We start from the raw sequence: 24,602 nt of genomic DNA, 5'->3' as shown, positions 1-24,602 counted from the left end.
GTCATCGGACGAATTCGGCGGCGCCGTTGGCGAGGTCCAGCAGCGGCGCCGGGGCCACCCCGAGCACCAGCGTGGCGACGACACCGATCATCAGCGCCGCCGCGGTCAGCCCACCCGGCAGCGACACCGTCGGGGTGGACTCGCCCGGCTCGGAGAGCCACATCATCACCACGACCCGCAGGTATGGGAAGGCGAGGATCATGCTGGTCAGCACGCCCGCGATCACCAGCCAGGACTGCCCGGCGTCCAGGGCCGCCCCGAAGACCGCGAACTTGCTGGTGAAGCCGCTGGTCATCGGGATACCGGCGAAGGCCAGCAACAGGAAGGTGAAGAGGCCCGCGTAGAGCGGCGAGCGGCGGCCGAGCCCGGCCCACCGGGACAGGTGGGTCGCCTCTCCCTCCGCGTCCCGGACCAGGGTCACCACGCCGAACGCGGCGAGCACCGTGAAGCCGTACGCGACGAGGTAGAACATCGTGCCGGAGAGGCCGTCCCTGGAGAGCGCCAGGGCGCCGACCAGCAGGTAGCCGGCGTTCGCCACCGACGAGTACGCCAGCAGCCGCTTGATGTCGGTCTGGGTGACCGCCAGGACCGCCCCGACCACCATGGTCAGCACCGCGACGGCACCGAGCACCGGGGTGAAGTCCCAGCTCGCCCCGGAGAAGGCCACGTGCAGCACCCGGAGCAGACCGCCGAACGCGGCGACCTTGGTGCACGCGGCCATGAAGCCGGTGATCGGGGTCGGCGCGCCCTGGTAGACGTCCGGGGTCCAGACGTGGAACGGCGCAGCGGCGATCTTGAACAGCAGGCCGATGGAGAGCAGCGCCAGGCCGGCGAAGAGCAGCACCTCACTGGCGGCCGAGTCGGTGACCGCGGCGCGGATGGTGGCGAAGTCGACCCCGCCGCCGGCGCCGCTGCCACCGGCGCCGACCGTGAAGCCGTAGATCAGCGCCATGCCGAAGAGGAAGAACGCCGAGGCGTACGCGCCGAGCAGGAAGTACTTGAGGGACGCCTCCTGGCTCAGCAGCCGCCGGCGGCGGGCCAGCGCGCAGAGCAGGTAGAGCGGCAGCGAGAAGACCTCCAGGGCGATGAACATCGTCAGCAGGTCGTTCGCGGCGACGAAGAGCAGCATGCCGGAGATGGCGAAGAGGGTCAGCGGGTAGACCTCGGTCGCCCCGCCCTCGTCGGCGGCCTGCCGCTGGTCCTCCGGCGACCCGACGGTGACCGCCGCGTGCGCCACGAAGGCACCGCCGCGCTGCACCGAGCGCTCGCCGATCAGCATCAGCCCCATCCCGCCCAGCACCAGGATCGCGCCCTGGAGGAAGAGCGTCGGGCCGTCGACCGCGACCGCAGAACCGGCGGTGATCAACCGGTCGTTCGCGTTCAGCACCACCGCGACCAGGGCGCCGGTCACGGCCAACAGGCCGAGGATGAGCTGGGTCAGGTGCCGGCGCGCCCGGGGCAGGATCGCCTCGACCAGGATGCCGAGACAGGCGGCCCCGAAGAGCACCAGGATCGGCGCCAGAGCCGCGTAGTCGATTGGCGGTAGCTTGAGATCCACTATCGGACCTTCCTTACGTGCGCGACTGGCAGCCGGCTCACCGGTGTGCCTCCTGGACGGTGCCCACCGTCGGCGCCGGATCCTGCCTGCCGAGGTCCTGCTCCATGGTGGCCTGCACGGCGGGGTTGATGACGTCGGTGAGCGGCTTCGGATAGAAGCCGAACACCAGCAGCAGGGCGATCAGCGGGGCGACCACGACCTTCTCCCGCACCGACAGGTCGCGCCGCATGCCCTCGACGCCGGAGAGCGCCGGATTCAGGGTGCCCTGGGTGGTCCGCTGCACCATCCAGAGCACGTACGCGGCGGCCAGGATGATGCCGGCGGTGGCGACGATCGCGACCGGCTTGTTCACCGTGTACGTCCCGATCAGCACCAGGAACTCGGAGACGAACGGCGCCGTACCGGGCAGCGCCAGCGAGGCGAGACCGGCGAAGAAGAGCACCCCGGCCAGCAGTGGCACCAGCTTGCCGGCACCGCCGAAGTCGGTGATCAGCGCGGAGCCGCGCCGGGCGACGAGCATCCCGACGACCAGGAAGAGCAGGCCGGTGGCGAGCCCGTGGTTGACCATGTATAGGACCGCGCCGCTGCCGGCCTGGGTGGTGAAGGCGAAGATGCCGACCCCGATGAAACCGAAGTGCGCGATCGAGGTGTAGGAGACCAGCCGCTTGAGGTCGTTCTGCCCCACCGCCAGCAGCGCCGCGTAGATGATGCCGACCAGCGCCAGCGCGATCGCCCACGGGGCGAACCACTTCGACGCCTCCGGAAAGAGCGGCAGGCAGTAGCGGAGGATGCCGAAGGTGCCGACCTTGTCGAGCACGCCGACCAGCAGCGCGGCGGCGCCGGCCGGGGCCGCCCCACCGGCGTCCGGCAGCCAGGTGTGGAAGGGGAAGAACGGCGCCTTGATCGCGAAGGCGAGGAAGAAGCCGAGGAAGAGCCAGCGCTCGGTGCCGGTGGAGATGTCGATCTGGGTCAGTGCCTGCCAGTCGAAGGTCTTGCCGCCGACCACCCAGAGCCCGATCACGGCGGCCAGCATGAAGAGGCCGCCGACCAGCGAGTAGAGGAAGAACTTCACCGCCGCGTACTGCCGCTGGTGGCCGCCGTAGCTGCCGATCAGGAAGTACATCGGGACGAGCATGACCTCGAAGAAGACGTAGAAGAGGAAGACGTCGGCGGCGGCGAAGACGCCGATCATCGTGCACTCGAGGAGTAGCAGCAGCCCGAAGTAGACCGGGACCGAGCGCTTGGACTTCTCCGCGTCGTGCCAGGAGGCGAGGATCACCAGCGGCACCAGCAGGGCGATCAGCATCAGCATGACCAGCGCGATGCCGTCGGCGGCGAAGGTGAAGTTCACCCCCCAGCGCGGAATCCAGGCGTACGACTCGCGGAGTTGAAGCCGGTCGCCGCCGGCCTCGAAGGCGATCCACATGAAGACGCTGAGCACCAGCACGGCCAGCGACCAGCCCAGCGCGATCCGCTTGGCCAGCTCGCCCCGGCTCGCCGGCAGGAAGATCACCACGAGCGCGCCGACCAGCGGCGCGACGGTGAGCACCGAGAGGAAGGGGAAGTCGGACATTATTCGGCCTTACCTCCGTCGTCAGTGCCCGATCGGTGTCGGTCGGTCACGCCAACCACCCCAGTTGGACTGCCAGGAACGCCGCCACCACCAGCACGGCGCCGGTCAGCATGGACATCGCGTACGACCGGACGAAGCCGGTCTGCAGCCGCCGCAACCGGCCCGACCCACCGCCGACCGCGGCGGCGAGCGCGTTGACCAGCCCGTCGATGCCCCGGTTGTCGAGGTAGACGAGCGCCCGGGTGAGGAAGACCCCCGGCTTCTCGAAGACCGCCTCGTTGAACGCGTCGGTGTAGAGGTTGCGCCGGGCCGCCCGGACCACCGGGCCGGCCGGCTGCTCGGTCAGGGCGGTGCCGTTGCGGAACAGCAGCCAGGCCAGGGCCGCGCCGAGCACGGTCAGGCCGAGCGAGAGGATCGTGATCACGGTGTGCGAAAGCACCGGCTCGTGGTGCGCGCCCTCGGCGTGCCCGCCGAGCACCGGGTTCAGCCAGTCGGCGACCGGGCTGGCCATCAGGCCGCCGGCCACCACCGAGCCGAGGCCGAGCAGGATCAGCGGCACGGTCATGATCGGCGGCGACTCGTGCGGGTGCGCGATGTCCTCGGTCCACCGCTTCGGGCCGTGGAAGGTGAGCACGAAGAGCCGGGTCATGTAGAAGGCGGTCAGCCCGGCGCCGAGCAGCGCGGCGCCGCCGTAGAGCCAGGCGGTCCAGTCCTCCCGCTCGAAGGCGGCGACGATGATCGGCTCCTTGGTGAAGAAGCCGGAGAAGGGCCACATGCCGATGATCGCCAGCCAGCCGAGCCCGAAGGTGGCCCAGGTGATCCGCATGTACCGCGACAGCGCCCCGAACCGCCGGATGTCCACCTGGTCGTTCATGCCGTGCATCACCGAGCCGGCCCCGAGGAACATGTTGGCCTTGAAGAAACCGTGCGCCAGCAGGTGGATGATGGCCAGCGCATACGCGCCGCCGCCGAGCCCGACGCCGAGGAACATGTAGCCGATCTGGCTCACCGTCGACCAGGCGAGGACCCGCTTGATGTCGTCCTTGGCCGCGCCGATGACGCAGCCCATCAGCAGGGTGAGCGCGCCGACGCTGACCACGATCGTCTGCAGCGTCGGGTCGAGCGAGAAGATCGGGTTGGAGCGGGCGATCAGGTAGACGCCGGCGGTCACCATGGTGGCGGCGTGGATCAGCGCGGAGACCGGGGTGGGGCCCTCCATCGCGTCCGGCAGCCAGGCCTGGAGCGGGAACTGGCCGGACTTGCCGGCCGCGCCGAGCAGCAGGAGCAGGCCGAGCGCCAGCACCGTACCGCCGGCGAGCGCCTCGGCGCCGTTGAAGACGTCGGCGTACTGGGTGCTGCCGAGGGTGGCGAACATGATGAAGATCGCGATGGCCAGGCCGGCGTCACCGACCCGGTTCATCAGGAACGCCTTCTTTCCGGCGGTGGCCGCGCTCGGCCGGTCCTGCCAGAAGGAGATCAGCAGGTACGACGCCAGACCGACGCCCTCCCAGCCGACGTAGAGCATCACGTAGTTGTTGCCGAGCACCAGCAGCAGCATCGCCGCGACGAAGAGGTTGAAGAACCCGAAGAACTTCCGCCGGCCGGCGTCGTGCGACATGTAGCCGACCGCGTACACGTGGATCAGGAAGCCCACGCCGGTGATCAGCAGGACGAAGACCGCGGCGAGCGGGTCGAAGAGGAGCCCGAAGTCGACGTGCAGGTCGCCGACCGCGATGAAGTCCCAGAGGCTCAGCTCGACCGAGCGGTTCTCCAGGTTGCGCAGCGAGAGGAAGTAGCTCAGGCCGAGCACGAAGGCGACGCCGACGCTGGCCACGCCGAGCCAGTGCCCCCACCGGTCGGCCCGCCGGCCGAGCAGCAGGAGGATCGCCGCGCTGACCAGCGGGATCGCCACCAGCAGCCACACGCTGCCCAGCAACCCCGTGGCGTGGGCGTACTCCACAGAATGTTCCACTGGTGGGCCCCTCTTAGTACTTCAGCAGGTTGGCGTCGTCGACGCTCGCCGAGCGCCGAGTCCGGAAGATCGTCATGATGATGGCCAGTCCGACCACGACCTCGGCAGCGGCCACCACCATGACGAAGAACGCCATGATCTGACCGTTCAGGTCGCCGTTGATCCGGCTGAACGTGACAAGCGCGAGGTTGGCCGCGTTGAGCATCAGCTCGATGCACATGAAGAGGACGATGGCGTTGCGCCGGATCAGCACCCCGACCGCGCCGACCGTGAAGAGCAGGCAGGCAAGGATCAGGTAGTGGTTCGGCGACACCGAGAAGAAGTTCGACATGCCTATCGCTCCGTCCCCTTCAGCGCCGTCTCCTCCGCCGTCAGCTCCCGCTGCGGCAGGATCTGCGGCACGCTCCGCTCCGTCAGACCGCCGTCCGGGAGCCGGGCCGGAGTGGCGACCGACGAGGAGGTGGCGTAGACGCCGGGGCCGGGCTTCGGTCCCGGGTAGTTGCCGGGCCGGAACCGGGCCCGCATCGTCGCGACCTGGTCCATCCGGTCCTGCCGGCGCCGCTCCACGTGGGCCAGGACCATCGCACCGACCGCCGCCGTGATCAGCAGCGCCGAGGTGACCTCGAAGGCGAAGACGTACCTGGTGAAGAGGAGCGCGGCGATGCCCTGCACGTTCCCGTTCGCGTTGGCCTGCTCCAGGCCGACCGCGTCGGCCTGGCCGAGCGCCCGCCACAGCCCGGTGGCGAGCAGCGCGCCGAAGCCGAGCCCGAGCAGGATCGCAGCGATCCGCTGGCCGCGCAGGGTCTCGATCAGCGAGTCGGAGGCGTCCCGGCCGACCAGCATCAGCACGAAGAGGAAGAGCATCATGATCGCGCCGGTGTAGACGATGATCTGCACCAGGCCGATGAACGGCCCCGCCTGGATCACGTAGAAGACGCCCAGGCAGAGCATGGTCAGCACCAGCCAGAGCGCGGAGTGCACCGCGTTGCGGGCCCAGACCATGCCGATCGCGCCGAGCAGCGCCAGCGGGGCCAGGACCCAGAAGACCACCTGTTCCCCGCCGGTCACCCCGCCGGCGGCGGCGAGCACCGCTTCTCCGGTCATGACGCCGTCTCTCCCGTCGTACCGGAGCCGTCCACCGTGCCGGTCTCGGACCAGGGCGCCCGCTCGGCACCGGCCGAGGTGCCGGGGTTGGTCAGCGCGCCGACGTAGTAGTCCTTCTCGGTGTCGCCGAGCCGCATCGGGTGCGGCGGCTGCTCCATGCCGGGCAGCAGCGGCGCCAGCAACTGTTCCTTGGTGAAGATCAGGTCCTGCCGGTTGTCCCGGGCCAGCTCGTACTCGTTGCTCATGGTCAGCGAACGGGTCGGGCAGGCCTCGATGCAGAGCCCGCAGAAGATGCAGCGGGCGTAGTTGATCTGGTACGTGCTGGCGTACCGCTCACCCGGGGAGAAGCGCTGGTCCTCGGTGTTGTCGCCACCCTCGACGTAGATCGCGTCGGCCGGGCAGGCCCAGGCGCAGAGCTCGCAGCCGATGCACTTCTCCAGCCCGTCCGGGTGCCGGTTGAGGATGTGCCGCCCGTGGTAGCGCGGCGCGGAGACCGGCGGCTTGAACGGGTAGTCGGTGGTGACGACCTTCCTGAACATGTGCGAGAAGGTGACCCCGAAACCCTTGAACGATCCGGTGATCGCGCCCACGTCACACCTCCTTCTCGTCGTGACCGGCGCCGGTTCCGCCCGGCTGTCCGGCTCCGGCCGGTTGTCCGGCGCCCACGTTCGCCGGTTCCCGCTCGGCGACCGCTCGCTTCATCCGTGGACTCGGCGGCACCGCCAGATCCATCGGCGGCAGCGGGAAGCTGCCGGAGGGTCGCCGGTTGACCTTTTCCTGGAGGGTCCGCTGCGGCGGCCGCTTCTTGCTCGGCCAGAGCAGCGTCAACAGCAGGACGACCAGGACCGCGCCGGCGATGATCGTGTAGCGGTAGGAGTCCGGCACGTCCTCCTTCTGGAGGGTACGGATGCCGGCCAGGACCATGATCCAGACCAGGTTGATCGGCAGCAGCACTTTCCAGCCGAGCCGCATGAACTGGTCATAACGGAGCCGGGGCAGCGTGCCGCGCAGCCAGATGAAGACGAAGACCAGGCCGATCACCTTGGCCATGAACCAGAGCAGCGGCCACCAGCCCGAGTTGGCGCCCTCCCAGAACGTGATCGGCCAGGGCGCCCGCCAACCGCCGAGGAAGAGCGTCGTGGTGACCGCCGACATCGTCACCATGGCGACGTACTCGCTGAGCATGAAGAGCGCGAACTTGAGCGAGCTGTACTCCGTCATGAAGCCGGCGACCAGCTCCGACTCCGCCTCGGGCAGGTCGAACGGCGCCCGGTTGGTCTCACCGACCGTGGAGATGAAGAAGATGACGAAGCTCGGCAGCAGCAGGATCGCGTACCAGCCCGGGGCGGGCAGGTCGACCAGGCCGAAGAGGTTGAACCGGGTGCCCTCGCCCTGGGCGGCGACGATGCCGCTCGTCGACATCGTGCCGGCGGTCATGAAGACCGCGACGATGCTCAGGCCGAGCGCCACCTCGTAGGAGATCATCTGGGCGCTGGAGCGCAGGCCGCCGAGGAGCGGGTAGGTCGAGCCGGAGGCCCAGCCGCCGAGCACGATGCCGTAGACGCCCATCGAGGAGCAGGCCAGCAGCACGAGTACGGCCACCGAGACGTCGGTGACCTGGAGCGGGGTCCGCTCGCCGAAGATGCTCACCATCGGGCCGAACGGCACCACCGAGAGCGCGGTGACCGCGCTGATCACCGAGATGGTCGGTGCGAAGAAGTAGACGACCTTGTCCGCCGACTTCGGCAGGATGTCCTCCTTGAAGGCCATCTTGAGACCGTCGGCGAGGGTCTGGAGCAGACCGAACGGGCCGATCTGGTTCAGGCCGGGCCGCTGGGCCATCCGGGCCACCACCCGGCGCTCGAACCAGACACCCAGCAGGGTGGCGAGAACCGCGAAGACGAACGCCGCCACGATCTTGATCAGGACGAGCCACCACGGATCCTTGCCGAAGTCCGCCAGCGTCGGATCCTGGGCAAGGTAGGCGAACGTCATCGGGTACCCCCTCCAGCGCTGTTCAACAGCGGTCCCGGCCGGCCGGCCTCGTCGGCGGCGACCGGGGTGGCCGGGCCGGCGGTGAGCCGGACGATCGCGCCGGACGTGACGCCGAGGCTGCGCCGGACGCCCGCACCGGGCGAGTTGGTGGGCAGCCAGACCACGTCGTCGGGCAGGTCGGTGATTGCCGCCGGCAGGGTCAGGGCACCCCGGTCGGTGCCGACGGTCACCGCCTCGCCCTCGGCCACCCCCAGCGCCTCGGCGGCGCCCTTGCCGAGCCGCACCACCGGCGGCCGGGCGGTGCCGCGCAGCAGCGGGTCGCCCTCGGTCAGGGTGCCGTCATCGATGAGCTGGTGCCAGGTGGCGAGCACCGCCTCGCCCGGACCGGGCCGGACCGGCCCGGCCGGCGCGACGGCCGGGGCGGCGGCACGGTTGGCCCCGGTCGCCGGCAGCGCGCCCAGCTCACGGCGGACGGCGTTCACGTCGCCGGTGCCGAGCCGCACGTCGAGCTGCGCGGCGATCGCGTCCAGCACCCGGGCGTCGGTCATCGCGGCCGTGTTCAGCACCGCGTCGAAGGTGCGCAGCCGGCCCTCCCAGTCGAGGAAACTGCCGGCCTTCTCCACCGCCGGGGCGACCGGGAAGACCACGTCGGCGCGGCGGGTCACCGCGCTGTGCCGCAGCTCCAGGCTGACCAGGAAGGGCACCTTCTCCAGCGCCTCGCCGGCCAGCCTCGGGTCGGCCAGGTCGGCCGGGTCGACCCCGGCCACCACCAGCGCGCCGAGCGAACCCCCGGCCGCCGCCGCCAGAATCCCGTCGGTGTCCCGGCCCGGCTGGCTCGGGATGACCCCGGCGGCCAGGTCCCAGACGCCGCCCAGCTCGGCCCGGCCGGCCGCGTCGGTGACCGGACGCCCGCCGGGCAGCAGGTTCGGCAGGCAGCCGGCGTCGACCGCGCCCCGGTCCCCGGCCCGCCGCGGCACCCAGGCCAGCCTGGCACCGGTACGCTCGGCCAGCTCGGCGGCGGCGGAGAGCCCGCCCGGCACCGTCGCCAGCCGCTCGCCGACCAGCAGCACCGCGCCGGGCTGGCGCAGCGCCTCGGCGACCGAGGCGTGCCCGGCGAGCAGCCGTGCCTCGTCGCCGGGGGCGGCGGCCAGCACCGTCGCGCCGATCTTGGCCAACCCCCGGGTCAGGTACGGGGCCAGCGCCAGCACCTTCAGCCCGCGCTTGTTGTATGCCTTGCGCAGCCGCAGGAAGAGGATCGGGCACTCCTCCTCCGGCTCCAGCCCGGCGACCACCACGGTCGGGGCCCGCTCGACGTCGGCGTAGGTCACCTCGGTGATCCCCGCCACCGAGCTGGCCAGGAACTGGGCCTCCTCGGCCGAGAGCGGCCGGGCCCGGAAGTCGATGTCGTTGCTCTGCAACGCCACCCGGGCGAACTTGGCGTACGCGTACGCGTCCTCGACGGTGAGCCGGCCGCCGGTCAGCACCCCGACACCGCGGGCCGAGTCCCGGGCCTCGCGCAGCCCGTCGGCGGCGACGGCGAACGCCTCGCTCCAGGACGCCTCGCGCAGCTCACCGGTTTTCGCGTCCCGGACCAGCGGCGAGGTGATCCGCTCGGTGGCGGTGGCGTACTGGAAGCCCCACCGGCCCTTGTCGCAGTTCCACTCCTCGTTCACCGCCGGGTCGTCGCCGGCCAGCCGGCGCATCACCTTGCCGCGCCGGTGGTCGGTGCGCTGGGCGCAGCCGGCCGAGCAGTGCTCGCAGACGCTCGGCGTGGAGACCAGGTCGAACGGGCGGGCCCGGAAGCGGTACTGGGCACCGGTCAGCGCGCCGACCGGGCAGATCTGCACCGTGTTGCCGGAGAAGTAGGAGTTGAACGGGACGTCGCCCTCCTCACCCTCCTCGCCGTAGTACTCGTCCCGGTAGACGTTGATCTCCTCGGCGCTGGACCGGCCCATCAGGTCGATGAACTTGTCCCCGGCGATCTCCTCGGAGAAGCGCGTGCAGCGCTGGCAGAGTACGCAGCGCTCCCGGTCCAGCAGGACCTGGCTGGAGATGTTGATCGGCTTCGGGTACTCGCGCTTCTGCTCGTGGAAGCGGGTCTCGGCGCGACCGGTCGACATCGCCTGGTTCTGTAGTGGGCACTCGCCGCCCTTGTCGCACATCGGGCAGTCGAGCGGGTGGTTGACCAGGAGCAGCTCCATGATCCCCTCCTGCGCCTTCTTGGCGACCGGGGAGGTGAGCTGGGTGCGGACCACCATGCCGTCGGCGACGGTCTGGGTGCAGGAGGCGACCGGCTTGCGCTGCCCCTCCACGTCGACCAGGCACTGCCGGCAGGCGCCGGCCGGGGCGAGCAGCGGGTGGTCGCAGAACCGGGGGATCTCGATGCCGAGCTGCTCGGCGACCCGGATCAGCAGCGCACCCTTCGGCGCCGTCACCTCGATGCCGTCGATGGTGAGCGTGACAGTCTCGGTCTGCTTCGCCACATCTGTCATGTCAGTGGGCTCCTACCAGGGTCTTCTCCGACAGCTTGGGAGCCGTCCGGCCCTCGATGTAGTCGAGGTAGTCCTGCTTGAAGTACTTCAGCGAGGAGGTCACCGGGCTGGTCGCGCCGTCACCGAGGCCGCAGAAGGAGCGGCCGAGGATGTTGTCGCAGGTGTCCAACAGGGTGTCGAGATCCTCGTGGGTGCCCTGCCCGGCCAGGATCCGCCGGTAGGTCCGGACCATCCAGTAGTTGCCCTCCCGGCACGGCGTGCACTTTCCGCACGACTCGTGGTGATAGAACTCCAGCCACCGGAAGGTCGCGTAGACCGGGCAGTCCTGGTCGGAGAAGATCTGGGTCGCGGTGGTGCCGAGGATCGAGCCGGCCGCCGCCACCCCCTCGAAGTCCAGCGGCACGTCCAGGTGCTCGGCGGTGAGCAGCGGGGTCGACGAGCCGCCCGGGGTCCAGAACCGCAGCTCGTGGCCGGGCTGCATGCCGCCGGCCAGCTCGATCAGCTCGCGCAGCGTGATACCGAGCCCCGCCTCGTACTGCCCGGGGTTGTTGATCCGGCCGGAGAGGGAATAGATCATCGGCCCGGAGGACTTCTCGGTGCCCATGCTCTTCCACCAGGCGGCCCCGCCCAGCACGATGTACGGCACGCTGGCGATGGTGCCGACGTTGTTGACCACGGTCGGGCAGGCGTAGAGGCCGTGCGTGGCCGGGAAGGGCGGCCGGAGCCGGGGCTGGCCCCGGAACCCCTCCAGCGAGTCCAGCAGCGCCGTCTCCTCGCCGCAGATGTAGGCCCCGGCCCCGCTGTGCACCACCAGGTCCAGGTCGAAGCCGCTGCCGAGGATGTTCTCGCCGAGGTACCCGGCCCGGTATGCCTCCTGCACGGCGTTGCGCAGCCGCCGGGCCGCGTGCACCGCCTCACCCCGGATGTAGATGTAGGCGCGGTTGGCCCGGATCGCGTACGAGGCGATGATCACGCCCTCGACCAGTGAGTGCGGGTCGTGGGTCATCAGCGGCAGGTCCTTGCAGGTGCCCGGCTCGCCCTCGTCGGCGTTGACCACCAGGTAGTGCGGCTTGCCGTCGCCCTGCGGGATGAAGCCCCACTTGAGACCGGTCGGGAAGCCGGCACCGCCCCGGCCGCGCAGGCCGGAGTCCTTGACGAGCTGGATCAGGTCGTCCGGGTGCGCGCCGAGCGCCTTGCGCAGCGCCGCGTAGCCGTCGAGCCGCTCGTAGACGTCGAGCCGCCAGGCGTCCGGCGACAGCCAGCGCTTGGTGAGCACCGGGGTCAGCTTCTCCAGCGTCTCCCGCCGAGGCGTCGTGGTCACTTTTGACCCTCCTCTTCGCCCGCCGCCGACCGCAGCGAGCGTTCCTGGGCGTCCGTACCCCCGTCGCCGGCCGGCTTCGCGTCACCGGCCGGCGTGTTGGCGGCGGCGCCGGCCTGCTCGGCGGCCCTCGCGTCGGCCGGCCCGGCCGGCACGCCGTCGACCGGCGGCGTCGTGCCGGGCGCGTCCGGGACGGCGGTCTTCGCGTCCGGGTTGCGGGTCTCGGCGGTACGGATCTGTGGCGACTTGTCGTCCGGTGCCTTCGGGTCCGGGGCGGTACTGCCGGTGGCGGCGGCCGGCCGGGTGGTTGCCGGGGCCGGTTTGTCGCCGGTCTGGCTGCCCTTGATCGGGGTGTTCGGGTCGTAGCCGGCCACCGAGATGCCGTGCTGCTGGGCCAGCCGGAGCCCGGCCAGCGTCGGGTCGCCGGCCAGCCCGTCGGCCACCGCCTCGGCGCGCGGGTCGGGGTAGCCGGCGAGCTGCCGCGACATCTCCTTGAGTGTGCAGAGCCGGGCACCGCGGCTGGGCTGCGGACGGCCGCCGGCGCGCAGCTCGTTGACGACCGCGACGGCGGCGTCCGGGTCGACCTTGTCGAAGAAGTCGTAGTTGACGGTCATCACCGGGCCGTAGTCGCAGGCCGCGAGGCACTCGGCGTGCTCGAGGGTGATCGCGCCGTCGGCGGTGGTCTCGTCGTGCCCGACCCCGAGGTGTTCGGTGAGCGCGTCGTAGACCTCCTGGCCGCCGAGCACGTTGCACATGGTGTTGGTGCAGACGCTGACCAGCCAGTCGCCGGTGGGCCGCCGCTTGTACATCGTGTAGAAGGTGGCGACCGCGCCGACCTGTGCCTTGTTGAGCCCGAGCACGTCGGCGCAGAACTCGACGCCGGCCGGGGAGACGTAGCCCTCCTCGGACTGCACCAGGTGCAGCAGCGGCAGCAGTGCCGAGCGGGACCGGTCGGCCGGGTAGCGGGCGACGATCTCCCGCGCCCGCTCGTCGAGCTTCGCGTGCAGCTCGGCGCTGCGCGGCTCGCCGACACGCTGTGCCGGCACCTCGCCGGGGCCGGTCACCAGGCCGTCGAGCCGGGCCGCCGAACTGCCAAACTGAGTTTCGGTCATTAGCGATCACACCCACCCATCACCGGGTCCAGCGACGCGCCGCCCGCGATCACGTCCGCGATCAGGCCACCCTCGGCCATCGCCGGCAGCGCCTGGAGGTTGACGAAGCTGGGCTCGCGGTAGTGCACCCGGTACGGCCGGGTGCCTCCGTCGGAGACGGCGTGCACGCCCAGCTCGCCCCGGGGCGACTCGATGCCGACGTAGACCTGGCCCGCGGGCACCCGGAAGCCCTCGGTGACCAGCTTGAAGTGGTGGATCAGCGACTCCATCGACTGACCCATGATCGTGGCGACGTGCTCCAGCGAGTTGCCCATCCCGTCGACGCCGATGGCGAGCTGCGCGGGCCAGGCGATCTTCTTGTCGGCCACCATGATCGGGCCGGGGCGGAGCCTGTCGAGAGCCTGTTCGACGATCTTGAGCGACTCCCGCATCTCGGCCATCCGGACCAGGTAGCGGCCCCAGACGTCGCCGCTCTCGGTGGTCGGCACGTCGAACTCGTAGTTCTCGTAGCCGCAGTACGGCATGGTCTTGCGGATGTCCCAGGCGAGCCCGGCCGAGCGGAGCACCGGGCCGGTGACGCCGAGCGCGACGCAGCCGGTCACGTCCAGCACCCCGACGTCCCTGGTCCGCTCCAGCCAGATCGGCTGGCCGGAGAGCATGTCCTCGTATTCCTTGAGCCGCTTCGGCAGCAGCTTCAGGAACTCGCGGATCTTGACGATCGCCTCGTCCGGGATGTCCTGGGCGACTCCACCCGGCCGGACGTACGCCATGTTCATCCGGAGACCGGTGATCAGCTCGAAGATGTCGAGAATGTACTCGCGCTCCCGGAAGCCGTAGAGCATCACGTTGATCGCGCCCAGCTCCAGCGCGGTGGTGCCGATCCAGACCAGGTGCGACGAGATCCGGTTCAGCTCCATCATCAGCACCCGGATGGTGGTGGCCCGCTCGGTCACCTCGTCGGTGATGCCGAGCAGCTTCTCCACCGCCAGGCTGTAGGCGGTCTCGTTGAACAGCGGCGCCAGATAGTCCATCCGGGTGACGAAGGTGCTGCCCTGCACCCAGTTGCGGTATTCGAGGTTCTTCTCGATCCCGGTGTGCAGATAGCCGACGACCGCGCGGGCCTCCCGGACGGTCTCGCCCTCCAGCTCCAGGATCAGCCGGAGCACGCCGTGCGTGGACGGGTGCTGCGGACCCATGTTGACGATGATCCGCTCGTCGTTGATCGGGTCGTGCCCGCCGACCACCTGGTCCCAGTCGCCACCGGTGACGGTGAAGACCCGGCCCTCGGTGGTCTCCCGGGACTCGGCGTAGCTCGGGTTCGTCGAAGTCATTGGTACGACCTCCGCTGGTCGGGCGGTGGGATCTCGGCGCCCTTGTATTCGACCGGCACGCCGCCGAGCGGGTAGTCCTTGCGCTGCGGGTGGCCCTCCCAGTCGTCCGGCATCAGGATCCGGGTCAGACCGGGGTGGCCGTCGAAGACGACGCCGAACATGTCGTACGTCTCCCGCTCCTGCCAGTCGGCGGTGGGGTAGACCGACGTGACGCTCGGCACCCTCGGCTCCTCGGCGGTCACCGCGACCTCCAGCCGGAGCTGCCGGCGGTAGGTCATCGAGGTGAGCTGGTAGACGACGTGCAGCCGGCGGGTGTCGGTGCCGAGGTAGTCGACGCCGGAGACCGAGGAGCAGAGCTCGAAGCGGAGCGCCTGGTCGTCCCGGAGCACCTGGCAGACCTCGGCGATCCGCTCGGGCCGGACGTGCAGGGTCAGCTCGCCCCGGTCGACCACGACCTTCTCGACCGCGTCGCCGAAGCCCGGGTACGCCTCCTCCAGCGCGTCGGCGACCTCGTCGAAGTAGCCGCCGTACGGCCGAGGGCTGCTCACCACGCCGACCCGCTGCCGGACCAGCCCGCCGAAGCCGGAGGTGTCGCCGCTGCCGTGGATGCCGAACATGCCGCGCCCGGCAGGGCTGGCCGGCGGGTACTCGGCCGGCGCCCCGCTGGTCGCCCCGATCGGCGGCCGGGCCACCGGCACGCCGCCGCCCGGCCGGTCGCTGGTCTTGTTGGGCTCGACCGCGTCGGACCCGGTCTTCTCCGGCTCCGCCTTGGGCCCGGTCCCGTTGGGCTCGCTCATCGGCCGTTCCCCCCGACGAGGTGGTTCTGTGCCTTCATCCAGTTCTCGATCCGGAGCTGCTCCTCGCGCCCCTCGGCGACCGCCCGGGTCCACTCGGCCCGTCGTGCCCGGTCGTTGCGGTACGACGACGGCATCGAACCGGGCACCACCAGCGGCACGTCGCCGCGCGCCCGGCGCGCCTCGAGCATCTTGCGGCCGTTCGGGCCGAGCGGCTCGTGGCCGATCTTCTCGCGCAGCTTGAGGATCGCGTCGATCAGCATCTCCGGCCGGGGCGGGCAGCCGGGCAGGTACATGTCGACCGGTACGACGTGGTCCACGCCCTGCACGATCGCGTAGTTGTTGAACATGCCGCCGCTGCTGGCGCAGACGCCCATCGAGAGCACCCAGCGCGGCTCGGCCATCTGGTCGTAGATCTGCCGGAGCACCGGGGCCATCTTCTGGCTCACCCGGCCGGCCACGATCATCAGGTCCGCCTGGCGTGGCGAGGCCCGGAAGACCTCCATGCCCCACCGGCCGAGGTCGTAGTGGGCGCCACCGGCCGCCATCATCTCGATCGCGCAGCAGGCCAGCCCGAAGGTGGCGCCCCAGAACGACGACTTGCGGGACCAGTTGACCAGCTTCTCGACCGAGGTCAGCAGGATCCCGGACGGGAGCTTCTCCTCGATACCCATCTGACGACCTCCCTCAGTCCCAGTCCAGGCCGCCGCGCCGCCACACGTAGGCGTACGCGACGAAGACCGCGACGATGAACAGCACCATCTCCACGAAGCCGAACACCCCGAGCGCGTCGAAGTTGACCGCCCAGGGGTACAGGAAGATGATCTCGATGTCGAAGATTATGAACAGCATCGCTGTCAGGTAGAACTTGATCGGGAACCGGCCGCCGCCGACCGGCTGCGGGCTCGGCTCGATGCCGCACTCGTACGCCTCGAGCTTGGCTTTGTTGTAGCGCCGAGGGCCGGCGAAGCGCGCCGCGGCGACGGAGAACAGCGCAAACCCCGCAGCGAGGGCGAAGAGCCCGATGATGGGTACGTACGGCGAGAGCGACATCGTTTCCCTGCTCGTCCTTCCCGGCCTCGGTCGATTTCCGAATTCACACTATTCACAGTCGCCCGGACGGTGCCGCCCGGGGGGCCACTGGTCGCCGTTGACCGGCCCGTCAGCGGTCTACACGGCCGGAGCCGCCTTCGCCAGCCCGTTGATGATCCGGTCCATGGCGTCGCCGCCGCGCGGATCGGTGAGGTTCGCCATCAGCTTCAGCACGAACCGCATCAGGGTCGGATGCGGCATGCCGTGCTTGGTGGCGATCCGCATCACGTGCGGATTTCCGATCAATTTCACGAAGACGTTGCCGAGCCGGTAGTAGCCGCCGTAGCGGACCTTCAGCTCGGCGGGGTAGCCGGCCAGCGCGCGTTCCCGCTCGGGGCCGGCCGGGCGGGCCAGCGCCTGCACCATGATCTCGGCGGCGAGCTCACCGGACTCCATCGCGTACGCGATGCCCTCGCCGTTGAACGGGTTGACCATGCCGCCGGAGTCGCCGACCAGCAGTACCCCGCGGGTGTAGTGCGGCACCCGGTTGAAGCCCATCGGCAGGGCGGCGCCGAGGACGGGTCCGTCCGCGTTGGCCTCGTCGGCCATGCCCCACTCGGCCGGGGTGCCGGCGAGCCAGTCGACCAGCAGCCGCCGGTAGTTGGTCCGGCCGAACGCCGCCGAGGAGTTGAGCACCCCGAGCCCGACGTTGACCCGGCCGTCACCCATGCCGAAGATCCAGCCGTACCCGGGAAGCAGCTTCTCCGGGTTCTCCTTGCTGCGCAGCTCCAGCCACGACTCCAGGTAGTCGTCCTCGTGCCTCACCGGCGAGCGGTAGTAGCGGCGGACCGCGACCCCCATTGGCCGGTCCTCCCGCTTGGCCAGCCCGAGCGCCAGCGGCAGCCGCCCGGAGACGCCGTCGGAGGCGACCACCAATGGCGCGGTGAAGGTGGCCGGGGTCTTGTCCGGGCCGACCTCGGCGGTGATCCCGGTCACCCGGCCGTCCTCGGCGAGCACCGGCCCGGTGACGTTGACCCCGGTACGCAGCTCGGCGCCGGCCTCGACGGCCCGCTTCGCGAGCAGGTCGTCGAAGTCGAGCCTGGTCCGGACCAGGCCGTAGTTGGGGAAACTGGCCAGGTCCGGCCAGTCGAGTTCGAGGCGTACGCCGCCGCCGATGACCCGCAGCCCACGGTTGCGCAGCCAGCCGGACCCGGGCGAGGTGTCCACGCCGAGCTTGACGAGCTGCTTGACGGCGCGCGGGGTGAGCCCGTCACCGCAGACCTTCTCACGCGGGAACTCGGTCTTCTCCAGCAGCAGCACGCGCACACCGTGCCGGGCCAGGTGATAGGCGGTGGTGGATCCGCCGGGACCGGCGCCCACGACGATGACATCGGCGTCGTTGTCGACCGTGGTCATCCGCGCCTCCCCTCGCCGTCGCTCGTGAAATGCTTCACAAGCCTCGTCAGGGGAGGAGTCTAAGACCGCCACGTGGCCGGCAGCCGGTTAGGTGAACCTAACTTGCCGAGGTAGGCGTGGTGGATACGTTTCCGGGCCGGTTATGCGCCGGTGGATCCCGTCAGGTCGGGTCGGCGGTCCGGTATCAGGTCCGGTCCTCGCCCTCCCTGCGGGCCGGCCGGCGCTCGATCGGTCCCGGCGTGCCCGGTGCCGGCTCGGCCGGGTGCGGATCGCTCGGCGGCCGTACCGGATGCGGATCGGTGGGCCGTGGCTCCGCCGGATGCGGCTCGACCGGACCGGGTGTCGCCGGATGCGGGTCGGCCGGGCCGGGCCGGCCGGGCTGTGGCTGCCCCGGACCGGGGCGGGCCGGATGCGGCTCCGGCGGGTTCGGGCTGGTCGGACGCGGCTCGACCGGATAGCCGGGCGTCGACGCGCTGCCGTTGGGGGTGCCGCCGGGCGTGGCATTGTGTGAAGCGCCGGGCGTTGCGTCCCGAGGGCCGCCGGAGGCTCCGGCCCTCTGCTCCTCCGATGGCCGCTCGGGCTCGTACGGCAACTGCTCGCGTAGCGCGCCGCCGCTGACCCGGTCGAGCGCGGCCAGCACGTCCGCGACCACGGTCCGGATCGCCTCCGGATCGGGTCCGGCCAGTTCCCGGATCTGCGCGATCAGCTCGGCGGCCTCGGCCCTCGGATCGGCCGCCTCCCGCCCCGGGGCCTCGTCACCCCGGGGCCGCGCGACCGGTGGACCGGCGATCGCCGGCGTCTCCTCGGCCGGCTGCTCGCCGTCGGCCTGCCGGTCTGCCCCCGCCATGGGCGCAGCCTACGGGGTGGAATGCCCCTTCGCGGATCAAACCCGCCGAAAGCGCCCCGAACGCATCTTGTCAGGACCGGACCGCACGGTGCAGCGCGACGATGCCGCCGGTCAGGTTGCGCCAGCCGACCCGGTGCCATCCGGAGCGGCCGATCTGCGCGGCCAGCCCCGCCTGGTCCGGCCAGGCCCGGATCGACTCGGCCAGGTAGACGTAGGCGTCCGGGTTGCTCGCCACGGCCCGGGCGACCGCCGGCAGCGACCGCATCAGGTAGGAGAGGTAGACCGTGCGGAAGACCGGGTTCGTCGGGGTGCTGAACTCGCAGACCACCAGCCGGCCGCCGGGCCGGGTGACCCGGGCCATCTCCCGGAGCGCCGCCCCGGTGTCGACCACGTTGCGCAGCGCCAGCGAGATGGTGACCGCGTCGAACGCCTCGTCCGGAAAGGGCAGCCGGAGCGCGTCACCGGCCAGCAGCGGGAGCTCGGGCCGGCTCCGCCGGCCCGCCCGGAGCATCCCGATCGAGAGATCGAGCCCCACCGCGTACGCCCCGGAGGTGGCCAGCTCGGCGGTGGAGACCCCGGTGCCGGCCCCCACGTCCAGCACCCGGTCGCCGGGGCGGAGTTCGAGGGCGGCCAGGGTGGCCCGGCGCCACCGCCGGTCCCGGCCGAACGAGATCACGGTGTTGGTCAGGTCATACCGGGAGGCCACCTCGTCGAACATCGCCGCCACCTCGTGCGGCTGCTTCTCGAGGCTGGCCCGCCGTCCGGACGGGGTACGGGTCACGCCGGACTAGTCTGCCAGCCCCTGCCCGTCCGCCCGTGCCGGGGCGCAACCACCACGGGCGAGGGCGCAGACACCACGGGCGAGGTGGTCTCCCACCTCGCCCGTGCTGCGGTGCGTTATGTGAACGGCCCTCATGGACCGATAGAGGACGACCCCCGGTGCGCCGCGTCCCGGCCCGCCCGGGCCGGTCCGTCCGCGACGGTCAGCGGTACGTGTCGGCGACGCTATCGGTTCCGCGGCCCCGCTCGCGCTCCCTTGATCCAACTGTTATGACCACCGGAGTGCGCCCGGCTCCCAAGAATGTCCTGCTCAGGGGCTATTTATCCGGCTCGGCCGGCGCATTGTCGTCGGATCGGCGCCCAGGACCGCCCCCTCGCCCACCTGGCACTGACCGAATGGACGAGGGTAACTGGAGCGGCCACGGCACGCGGAAGCCGGCGTGCCCCCGGGCGGGCGGCTGCCTCAACGCGGCGGCTGCCCCGGCACGGCGGCTGCCTCAGCGGGCCTGGACGAGCGGGAGGCTCCGGCCGGCGCCGCCACCGGGCAGCGCGATCGAGGAGAAGTGCGACACGACCCGGTCGTCTGTCGGGTCGTCCGCCGGGGTCCGGTGCACCGCGAGATGCCGGTAGAGGGTGTCCCGCTGGGCCGGGATCCGGCCGGCGGACCGGATCATCCAGATCAGCTCGTGCAGGTTCGACCGGTGCCGTGCCCCGGCCGAGGAGATGACGTTCTCCTCCAGCATGATCGAGCCGAGGTCGTCCACCCCCATGTGCAGGGCGAGTTGGCCCGCCTCCTTGCCGGTGGTCAGCCAGGACGCCTGCAGGTGCGGCACGGTCTCGAAGAATAGCCGGGCCACCGCGATCAGCCGCAGGTATTCCAGGGTGGTCGCCTGGGTGCGGCCCTTGAGGTGGTTGTTCTCCGGCTGGTAGGTCCAGGGAATGAACGCCCGGAAGCCCCGGGTACGGTCCTGCACGTCGCGGATCATCCGCAGGTGCTCGATCCGCTCGGCGTTGGTCTCCCCGGTGCCCATCATCATCGTCGCGGTCGACTCGATGCCCTGCCGGTGTGCGAGTTCCATCACCTCCAGCCAGCGCGCGCCGGACTCCTTCAGCGGGGCGATCGCCCTGCGCGGCCGCTCGGGCAGCATCTCGGCGCCGGCGCCGGCGATCGAGTCCAGCCCGGCGGCCTTGATCCGGCTGATCGCCTCGTCCAGGCTCACACCGGAGACCTTCGCCATGTGCAGGATCTCGCTCGGCCCGATCGAGTGGATGGCGAGCTGCGGGTACGCCCGCTTGACCGAGGAGAAGAGCTCCTCGTAGTACTCCACCCCGTAGTCCGGGTGGTGGCCGCCCTGGAGCATCACCTGGGTCGCGCCCAGCTCGACGGCCTCGGCGCAGCGGCGCAGGATCTCCTCCGTCGGGTGCGTCCAGCCCTCCCGGTGCTTCGGCGCCCGGTAGAAGGCGCAGAACTTGCAGGCGGTGACGCAGACGTTGGTGTAGTTGATGTTGCGGTCGATCAGGTACGTCACGATGTTGTCCGGGTACCGGCGTCGGCGTACCGCGTCCGCGGCCTCGCCCAGGGCATGGAAGGGCGCCTCGGTGTAGAGCAGCAGCGCCTCCTCGGGGCTGATCCGCCCGCCCTCCGCGCCACGCTGCAGGATGCTGTCGATCTCCCGGCTCACCGTCACACCCCCGAGGGTACGTCGTGGCCCGCCCCACCTCGACCTCCGTCCCGGCCGATGTGATCCCGACCCGGGTGCGGGGAAACCCGCCGACGCCTTCGGCGGCAGCACGGCGAGCCGGACGCGTTGAGAGGCGGCACCCTCCTCATTTGGGCCACGGTCGGCATCTTCGGCACGAACGCCTCCGGCAGGTCGAACGTGATCAAGGCCCTGCACTTCGCCAGGGATGCGGCTCGCTACTCGCACCAGCGCTGGCTGCCGGAGGAGCCGATCCCGGAGCGCTGGCCGTTCCGGCTCGATACGGGCAGCGCCGCCCGGCCGAGCGAGTTCGCCTTCGACATCGTCGTCGGCGAAGTGCGCTACGAGTTCGGCTTCGCCCTGGACGACGAAGTTGTCCAGCGAGAGTGGCCACGATCCGGCAACGAACCAACGTGGCGCACAGCTCGTTTTCAACAGCCACGATGTCGGGCTGCTCGGACGACACCACGGGGTCACCCTGGGCAGGGATCAGGTCTGGCTCACCGAGAAGGACCCGGCCGGCGCTACCCGGCTGTACCCGCTCACCGAGTTCCGGGTACGCGATGGCGTTCCGGGTACGCGATGGCGGTCGAAAGGCAGGTGCGGCGCGCGCCCAACCGTCGGCCCACCGGTCAGAGCGTGCAGCTTCCGTTGTCGGGGTTGACGCACTTGGCCCGACTCCACACCGTCTCGAAGTTGTCGTGGAAGTCGTTCCAGACGGTCGGGTGCTCGATCTTCACCAGGGTCTCGTCGTGGTCGGTCAGGGCCGGGTCGGTGACGTTGTGCGAGCCGGTGAAGACGACGCTGCGGCCGGCCACACCGGCGAAGGTACCCCGGATGATGATGTTCTTGGAGTGCAGGCTGACCACCCGGCCGTCGTAGTTGCTGGCCTCGGCGTCGTGGTACTTCTTCAACGAGACGTTCGGCTGCCCGTTCAGGGTGGCGTACGCGGTGCTGCCCATCGAGCCGTAGACGACCCGGACCCGGCAGCCCATCCGGCCGATCCGGCGCAGTTGCTCGGCGACGCGTGGGCGGGCGTTGGTGAACTGGGCGTGCGCCACGTCGACCGAGCAGCCGCTGGCATAGGCGTTCACCTCGGCGAGCCGGTTCGCCAGGGTGTCGCTGTCCGCCCGGGGCGAGTGGTAGACCGTGACGGCGGTGGTCGGCGACTTGTAGTAGCCGTTGGCGGCGTTGAAGTAGTCGTTGTTCTTCCGCTGCGCCCGCATGTCGTTGAAGTACGCGGTGAAGTGGTCGTACAGCTCGTAGTCCTCGTGCACGATCAGCGCGCTGTTGAAGAGGTTGTTCTGGCTGAAGGTGAGGTTCTGCGAGCTGACGAAGACGACCCGTTTCATGGTGCCGCTGGTGGAGAACGTGAAGACCTTGTTGTGGTTGATCGAGTTGCTCTTGTTGCCGATGCAGGCGGTCGAGCCGGCCACCGTCGACGAGGTCCTGCCGCAGATCACCAGGTCGTCCAGGTTCGCCGACTTGAGCAGCGGCACCGCCGTGTTGTCGGCCCGGGTGTTCACCCCGCCGCCGGTCTCGTCCAGCACCACCCGGACGACGACGCCCCGGGTCGCCGCCCGCTGCAACGCCTCCGCCACCACCGGGGAACTCCAGCTGTACATGATGCCCCGGATGTAGCTGCCGGCCGGCACGCCGTCGGCGAGCCGGACCAGCTCGTCCTCGATCGCCCGGTCCCGGGTGCCGTCCTCGGCCGGGATGTTGAACCGGGTGTACGCCGGGAACGGGTCGGCGGCGGCAGCGGCCCCGTCCGGTGCGGGAGCGGCGGCGGCCGTCGCGGTCGGGGCGGGCAGGATCGCCGCCAGCATCCCGAGCACGGCACAGGACGCCAGTGCGGCGTTGACGGGGGTACGGCGCGGGCCCAGACTTCTCATACCCCGTTACTAGTATAAATGTTTCAATCGAGCAACACTCTGCGCAGGAATTTTTCAACCGCTTGCGGTCCGGACCGCGCGGGACCGCAGCCCACGAGCCAGTTCGGAGGCAAACGGTGCAGGTCGTCTTCCAGGTGTCCCCGGACCGTCGGCGCCGGGTCCGGGCAACCCGACGGGCGATGCGGCCGTACGGGGCGATCGTCTGGGTCGGCTGCCTGATCATCGTGCTGGGTGGCGTCACGATCGCGGCGCTCGACCCGGCCGATCCGCAGGGCGTGCTGTTCATCGTGCTCGGCCTCGTCATGCTGGTGCTGGCACTGCGCCTGCCCTGGCTGGCGGTCCGGATGCAGGGTTGGCTCCTCGACTCACCCGCGACGGTCACGGTCACCCCGGAAAAACTCTAGGCGGCCAGCCGTGCCGTGTGACGAGGTCGTGCACACTGCCAGCGGCCCTTGCCTCGATCGCCACCGGCGCCGGCATGCGGCCGGCGTAGCGGGCGCACAAGCGGGGCAGCTCGACAGTGCGTCCAGCCGGGCGGAGACCGCCCGCCCGCTCAGCCGTCGTAGTCGACGACCAGCGTGTCGGTGAGCGGGCTGGACTGGCAGGTCAGCACGTATCCGGCGGCGACCTCGTCCGGCTCCAGGGCATAGTTGCGGGCCATCGACACCTCGCCCGCGACCACCTTGGCCCGGCAGGTCGAACAGACTCCGCCCTTGCAGGCGTACGGCAGCTCGCCGCGGACCCGCAGCGCCGCGTCCAGCACCCGCTCGTCGCGCCCCATCCGAAATCTCGACGCCCGGCCGTCCAGCCGGATCGTCACCTCGGAACCGGCGTCGGCCGCCGTGCTCGCCGTCCGGACCACTGGCGCGGGCGGCGCATCCACATGGAACAACTCCGCGTGTACGGCCGCCACCGGCACCCCGCGCTCGGCGAGCACCCGCCGCGCGTCCAACACCATCTGGTAGGGCCCGCAGAGGAACCACTCGTCGATCCGGTCCCCCGGCACGATGCTGTCGAGCAGCCGGCCGAGCCGGTCCGCGTCGACCCGGCCGGAGAGCAGCGGCGACTCCCCCGGCTCCCGGGAGAGCACGTGCACCAGGTGCAGCCGCTCAGGATACCGGTCCTTCAGGTCGGCCAGCTCCTCCACGAACATCACGGTCCGGCTGTGGCGGTTGCCGTACACCAGGGTGAAGGTGCTGGCCGGCTCGACGGCGAGCGCGGTGGCGACCAGCGAGAGCACCGGGGTGATGCCCGACCCGGCGACCACCCCGGCGTAGTGCCGGACCCGGTCCGGCGCGAACGCCGTACCGAACTGCCCCAGTGGCGGCAACACCTCCACGGTGTCGCCGGCCCGCAGCGCCGAGACCGCGAAGCTGGAAAAGGCGCCGCCCGGCACCTCCCGTACACCGATTCGGAGCTTCCCGGTCGCCGCCAGCTCGGCCGGGGTCGAGCAGATCGAGTACGACCGTCGCACCTCCGCCCCGTCCGGGACGAACCGCCGCACCGTCAGGTGCTGGCCGGCCCGGAAGGCGAAGCTCTCACGCAACTCGGCCGGCACCTCGAAGGTGACCGCGACAGCATCCTCGGTCAACACGTCGACCGCCGCGACCGGCAACGGATGGAAGACCGGCCGTCGGCGTACCGGCCGTCTGATCGTCACGCTCATTGGTGCACCCTCGGGTT

The 24,602-nt window shown here is 70.7% G+C and carries 21 protein-coding genes and 1 pseudogene; 2 read left to right on the top strand and 20 right to left on the bottom strand.

Going from position 1 to position 24,602, the window contains the following annotated elements:
• Window position 1: 1 nt before the first annotated feature.
• The 18 genes from nuoN to mqnC all read right to left on the bottom strand — a co-directional run bounded on the left by nuoN (window position 2) and on the right by mqnC (window position 21,012).
• Window positions 2-1,561 carry an NADH-quinone oxidoreductase subunit NuoN gene (gene nuoN / locus ACN28C_RS07590; protein WP_422774566.1) on the bottom strand — a complete coding sequence of 520 codons (1,560 nt, stop codon included), beginning with the start codon at window positions 1,559-1,561 and terminating at the stop codon, window positions 2-4.
• 34 nt (window positions 1,562-1,595) lie between these two features.
• On the bottom strand, window positions 1,596-3,131 hold the full coding sequence (locus ACN28C_RS07585) for an NADH-quinone oxidoreductase subunit M (RefSeq protein WP_422772840.1): 1,536 nt from the start codon (window positions 3,129-3,131) through the stop codon (window positions 1,596-1,598).
• A gap of 46 nt (window positions 3,132-3,177) precedes the next feature.
• Window positions 3,178-5,103, bottom strand: a complete 1,926-nt coding sequence (gene nuoL / locus ACN28C_RS07580) for an NADH-quinone oxidoreductase subunit L (protein WP_422772839.1) — start codon at window positions 5,101-5,103, stop codon at window positions 3,178-3,180.
• A 13-nt stretch (window positions 5,104-5,116) separates the two neighbouring features.
• The gene (gene nuoK / locus ACN28C_RS07575) at window positions 5,117-5,434 is read right to left on the bottom strand and encodes an NADH-quinone oxidoreductase subunit NuoK (RefSeq protein WP_203869377.1); all 318 of its coding nucleotides are present in this window, start codon (window positions 5,432-5,434) and stop codon (window positions 5,117-5,119) included.
• Between the two features lie 2 nt (window positions 5,435-5,436).
• A complete protein-coding gene (locus ACN28C_RS07570; protein ID WP_422772838.1) occupies window positions 5,437-6,207 on the bottom strand; it encodes an NADH-quinone oxidoreductase subunit J in 771 nt (256 codons plus the stop codon).
• A complete protein-coding gene (nuoI, locus tag ACN28C_RS07565; protein WP_421495698.1) occupies window positions 6,204-6,797 on the bottom strand; it encodes an NADH-quinone oxidoreductase subunit NuoI in 594 nt (197 codons plus the stop codon). Before nuoI ends, ACN28C_RS07570 begins: the two co-directional genes overlap by 4 nt.
• Window position 6,798: 1 nt before the next feature.
• Complete coding sequence (nuoH, locus tag ACN28C_RS07560; protein ID WP_422772837.1) at window positions 6,799-8,202, bottom strand: NADH-quinone oxidoreductase subunit NuoH; 1,404 nt, start codon at window positions 8,200-8,202, stop codon at window positions 6,799-6,801.
• Window positions 8,199-10,694 (bottom strand): NADH-quinone oxidoreductase subunit G, encoded by a 2,496-nt coding sequence (locus tag ACN28C_RS07555; protein WP_422772836.1) that lies wholly within the window; start codon window positions 10,692-10,694, stop codon window positions 8,199-8,201. The genes nuoH and ACN28C_RS07555 overlap by 4 nt, the downstream gene beginning before the upstream one ends.
• A 1-nt stretch (window position 10,695) precedes the next feature.
• Window positions 10,696-12,015 (bottom strand): NADH-quinone oxidoreductase subunit NuoF, encoded by a 1,320-nt coding sequence (gene nuoF / locus ACN28C_RS07550; protein WP_422772835.1) that lies wholly within the window; start codon window positions 12,013-12,015, stop codon window positions 10,696-10,698.
• Window positions 12,012-13,124 (bottom strand): NADH-quinone oxidoreductase subunit NuoE, encoded by a 1,113-nt coding sequence (gene nuoE, locus ACN28C_RS07545; protein WP_422772834.1) that lies wholly within the window; start codon window positions 13,122-13,124, stop codon window positions 12,012-12,014. Before nuoE ends, nuoF begins: the two co-directional genes overlap by 4 nt.
• Window positions 13,124-14,455: an NADH-quinone oxidoreductase subunit D gene (locus tag ACN28C_RS07540; RefSeq protein WP_422772833.1), complete on the bottom strand. Its 1,332-nt coding sequence runs from the start codon at window positions 14,453-14,455 to the stop codon at window positions 13,124-13,126. The genes nuoE and ACN28C_RS07540 overlap by 1 nt, the downstream gene beginning before the upstream one ends.
• Window positions 14,452-15,252 carry an NADH-quinone oxidoreductase subunit C gene (locus tag ACN28C_RS07535; RefSeq protein WP_422772832.1) on the bottom strand — a complete coding sequence of 267 codons (801 nt, stop codon included), beginning with the start codon at window positions 15,250-15,252 and terminating at the stop codon, window positions 14,452-14,454. Before ACN28C_RS07535 ends, ACN28C_RS07540 begins: the two co-directional genes overlap by 4 nt.
• Window positions 15,249-15,923 carry a NuoB/complex I 20 kDa subunit family protein gene (locus ACN28C_RS07530; protein WP_422772831.1) on the bottom strand — a complete coding sequence of 225 codons (675 nt, stop codon included), beginning with the start codon at window positions 15,921-15,923 and terminating at the stop codon, window positions 15,249-15,251. The genes ACN28C_RS07535 and ACN28C_RS07530 overlap by 4 nt, the downstream gene beginning before the upstream one ends.
• Window positions 15,924-15,936: 13 nt before the next feature.
• On the bottom strand, window positions 15,937-16,302 hold the full coding sequence (locus ACN28C_RS07525) for an NADH-quinone oxidoreductase subunit A (protein WP_422772830.1): 366 nt from the start codon (window positions 16,300-16,302) through the stop codon (window positions 15,937-15,939).
• Between the two features lie 117 nt (window positions 16,303-16,419).
• Window positions 16,420-17,697 carry a geranylgeranyl reductase family protein gene (locus ACN28C_RS07520; RefSeq protein ID WP_422772829.1) on the bottom strand — a complete coding sequence of 426 codons (1,278 nt, stop codon included), beginning with the start codon at window positions 17,695-17,697 and terminating at the stop codon, window positions 16,420-16,422.
• A gap of 184 nt (window positions 17,698-17,881) precedes the next feature.
• A complete protein-coding gene (locus tag ACN28C_RS07515) occupies window positions 17,882-18,544 on the bottom strand; it encodes a hypothetical protein (RefSeq protein ID WP_422772828.1) in 663 nt (220 codons plus the stop codon).
• A gap of 70 nt (window positions 18,545-18,614) precedes the next feature.
• Window positions 18,615-19,325, bottom strand: coding sequence for a demethylmenaquinone methyltransferase (locus tag ACN28C_RS07510; RefSeq protein WP_422772827.1), 711 nt, complete (start codon window positions 19,323-19,325; stop codon window positions 18,615-18,617).
• Between the two features lie 496 nt (window positions 19,326-19,821).
• The gene (gene mqnC / locus ACN28C_RS07505; protein WP_422772826.1) at window positions 19,822-21,012 is read right to left on the bottom strand and encodes a cyclic dehypoxanthinyl futalosine synthase; all 1,191 of its coding nucleotides are present in this window, start codon (window positions 21,010-21,012) and stop codon (window positions 19,822-19,824) included.
• Window positions 21,013-21,204: 192 nt separating this feature from the next.
• Here mqnC and ACN28C_RS07500 point away from each other — a divergent pair.
• Window positions 21,205-21,384: pseudogene (locus ACN28C_RS07500) on the top strand (ATP-binding protein); the annotation flags it as partial.
• Window positions 21,385-21,656: 272 nt separating this feature from the next.
• Here the strand turns inward: ACN28C_RS07500 and ACN28C_RS07495 are convergent.
• Window positions 21,657-22,919, bottom strand: a complete 1,263-nt coding sequence (locus ACN28C_RS07495) for a phospholipase D-like domain-containing protein (protein ID WP_422772825.1) — start codon at window positions 22,917-22,919, stop codon at window positions 21,657-21,659.
• A 116-nt stretch (window positions 22,920-23,035) separates the two neighbouring features.
• On the opposite strand from ACN28C_RS07495, the gene ACN28C_RS07490 reads away from it, so the two are divergent.
• Window positions 23,036-23,323 carry a hypothetical protein gene (locus ACN28C_RS07490; protein ID WP_422772824.1) on the top strand — a complete coding sequence of 96 codons (288 nt, stop codon included), beginning with the start codon at window positions 23,036-23,038 and terminating at the stop codon, window positions 23,321-23,323.
• 149 nt (window positions 23,324-23,472) lie between these two features.
• Here ACN28C_RS07490 and paaE read toward each other — a convergent pair whose 3' ends face one another.
• Window positions 23,473-24,585 (bottom strand): 1,2-phenylacetyl-CoA epoxidase subunit PaaE, encoded by a 1,113-nt coding sequence (gene paaE / locus ACN28C_RS07485; protein WP_422772823.1) that lies wholly within the window; start codon window positions 24,583-24,585, stop codon window positions 23,473-23,475.
• Window positions 24,586-24,602: the final 17 nt, after the last annotated feature.

It is taken from the genome of Plantactinospora sp. WMMC1484, assembly GCF_049315195.1.
Classification (GTDB): Bacteria; Actinomycetota; Actinomycetes; order Mycobacteriales; family Micromonosporaceae; genus Plantactinospora.
This window is presented reverse-complemented; position numbering and strand designations above follow the sequence as displayed.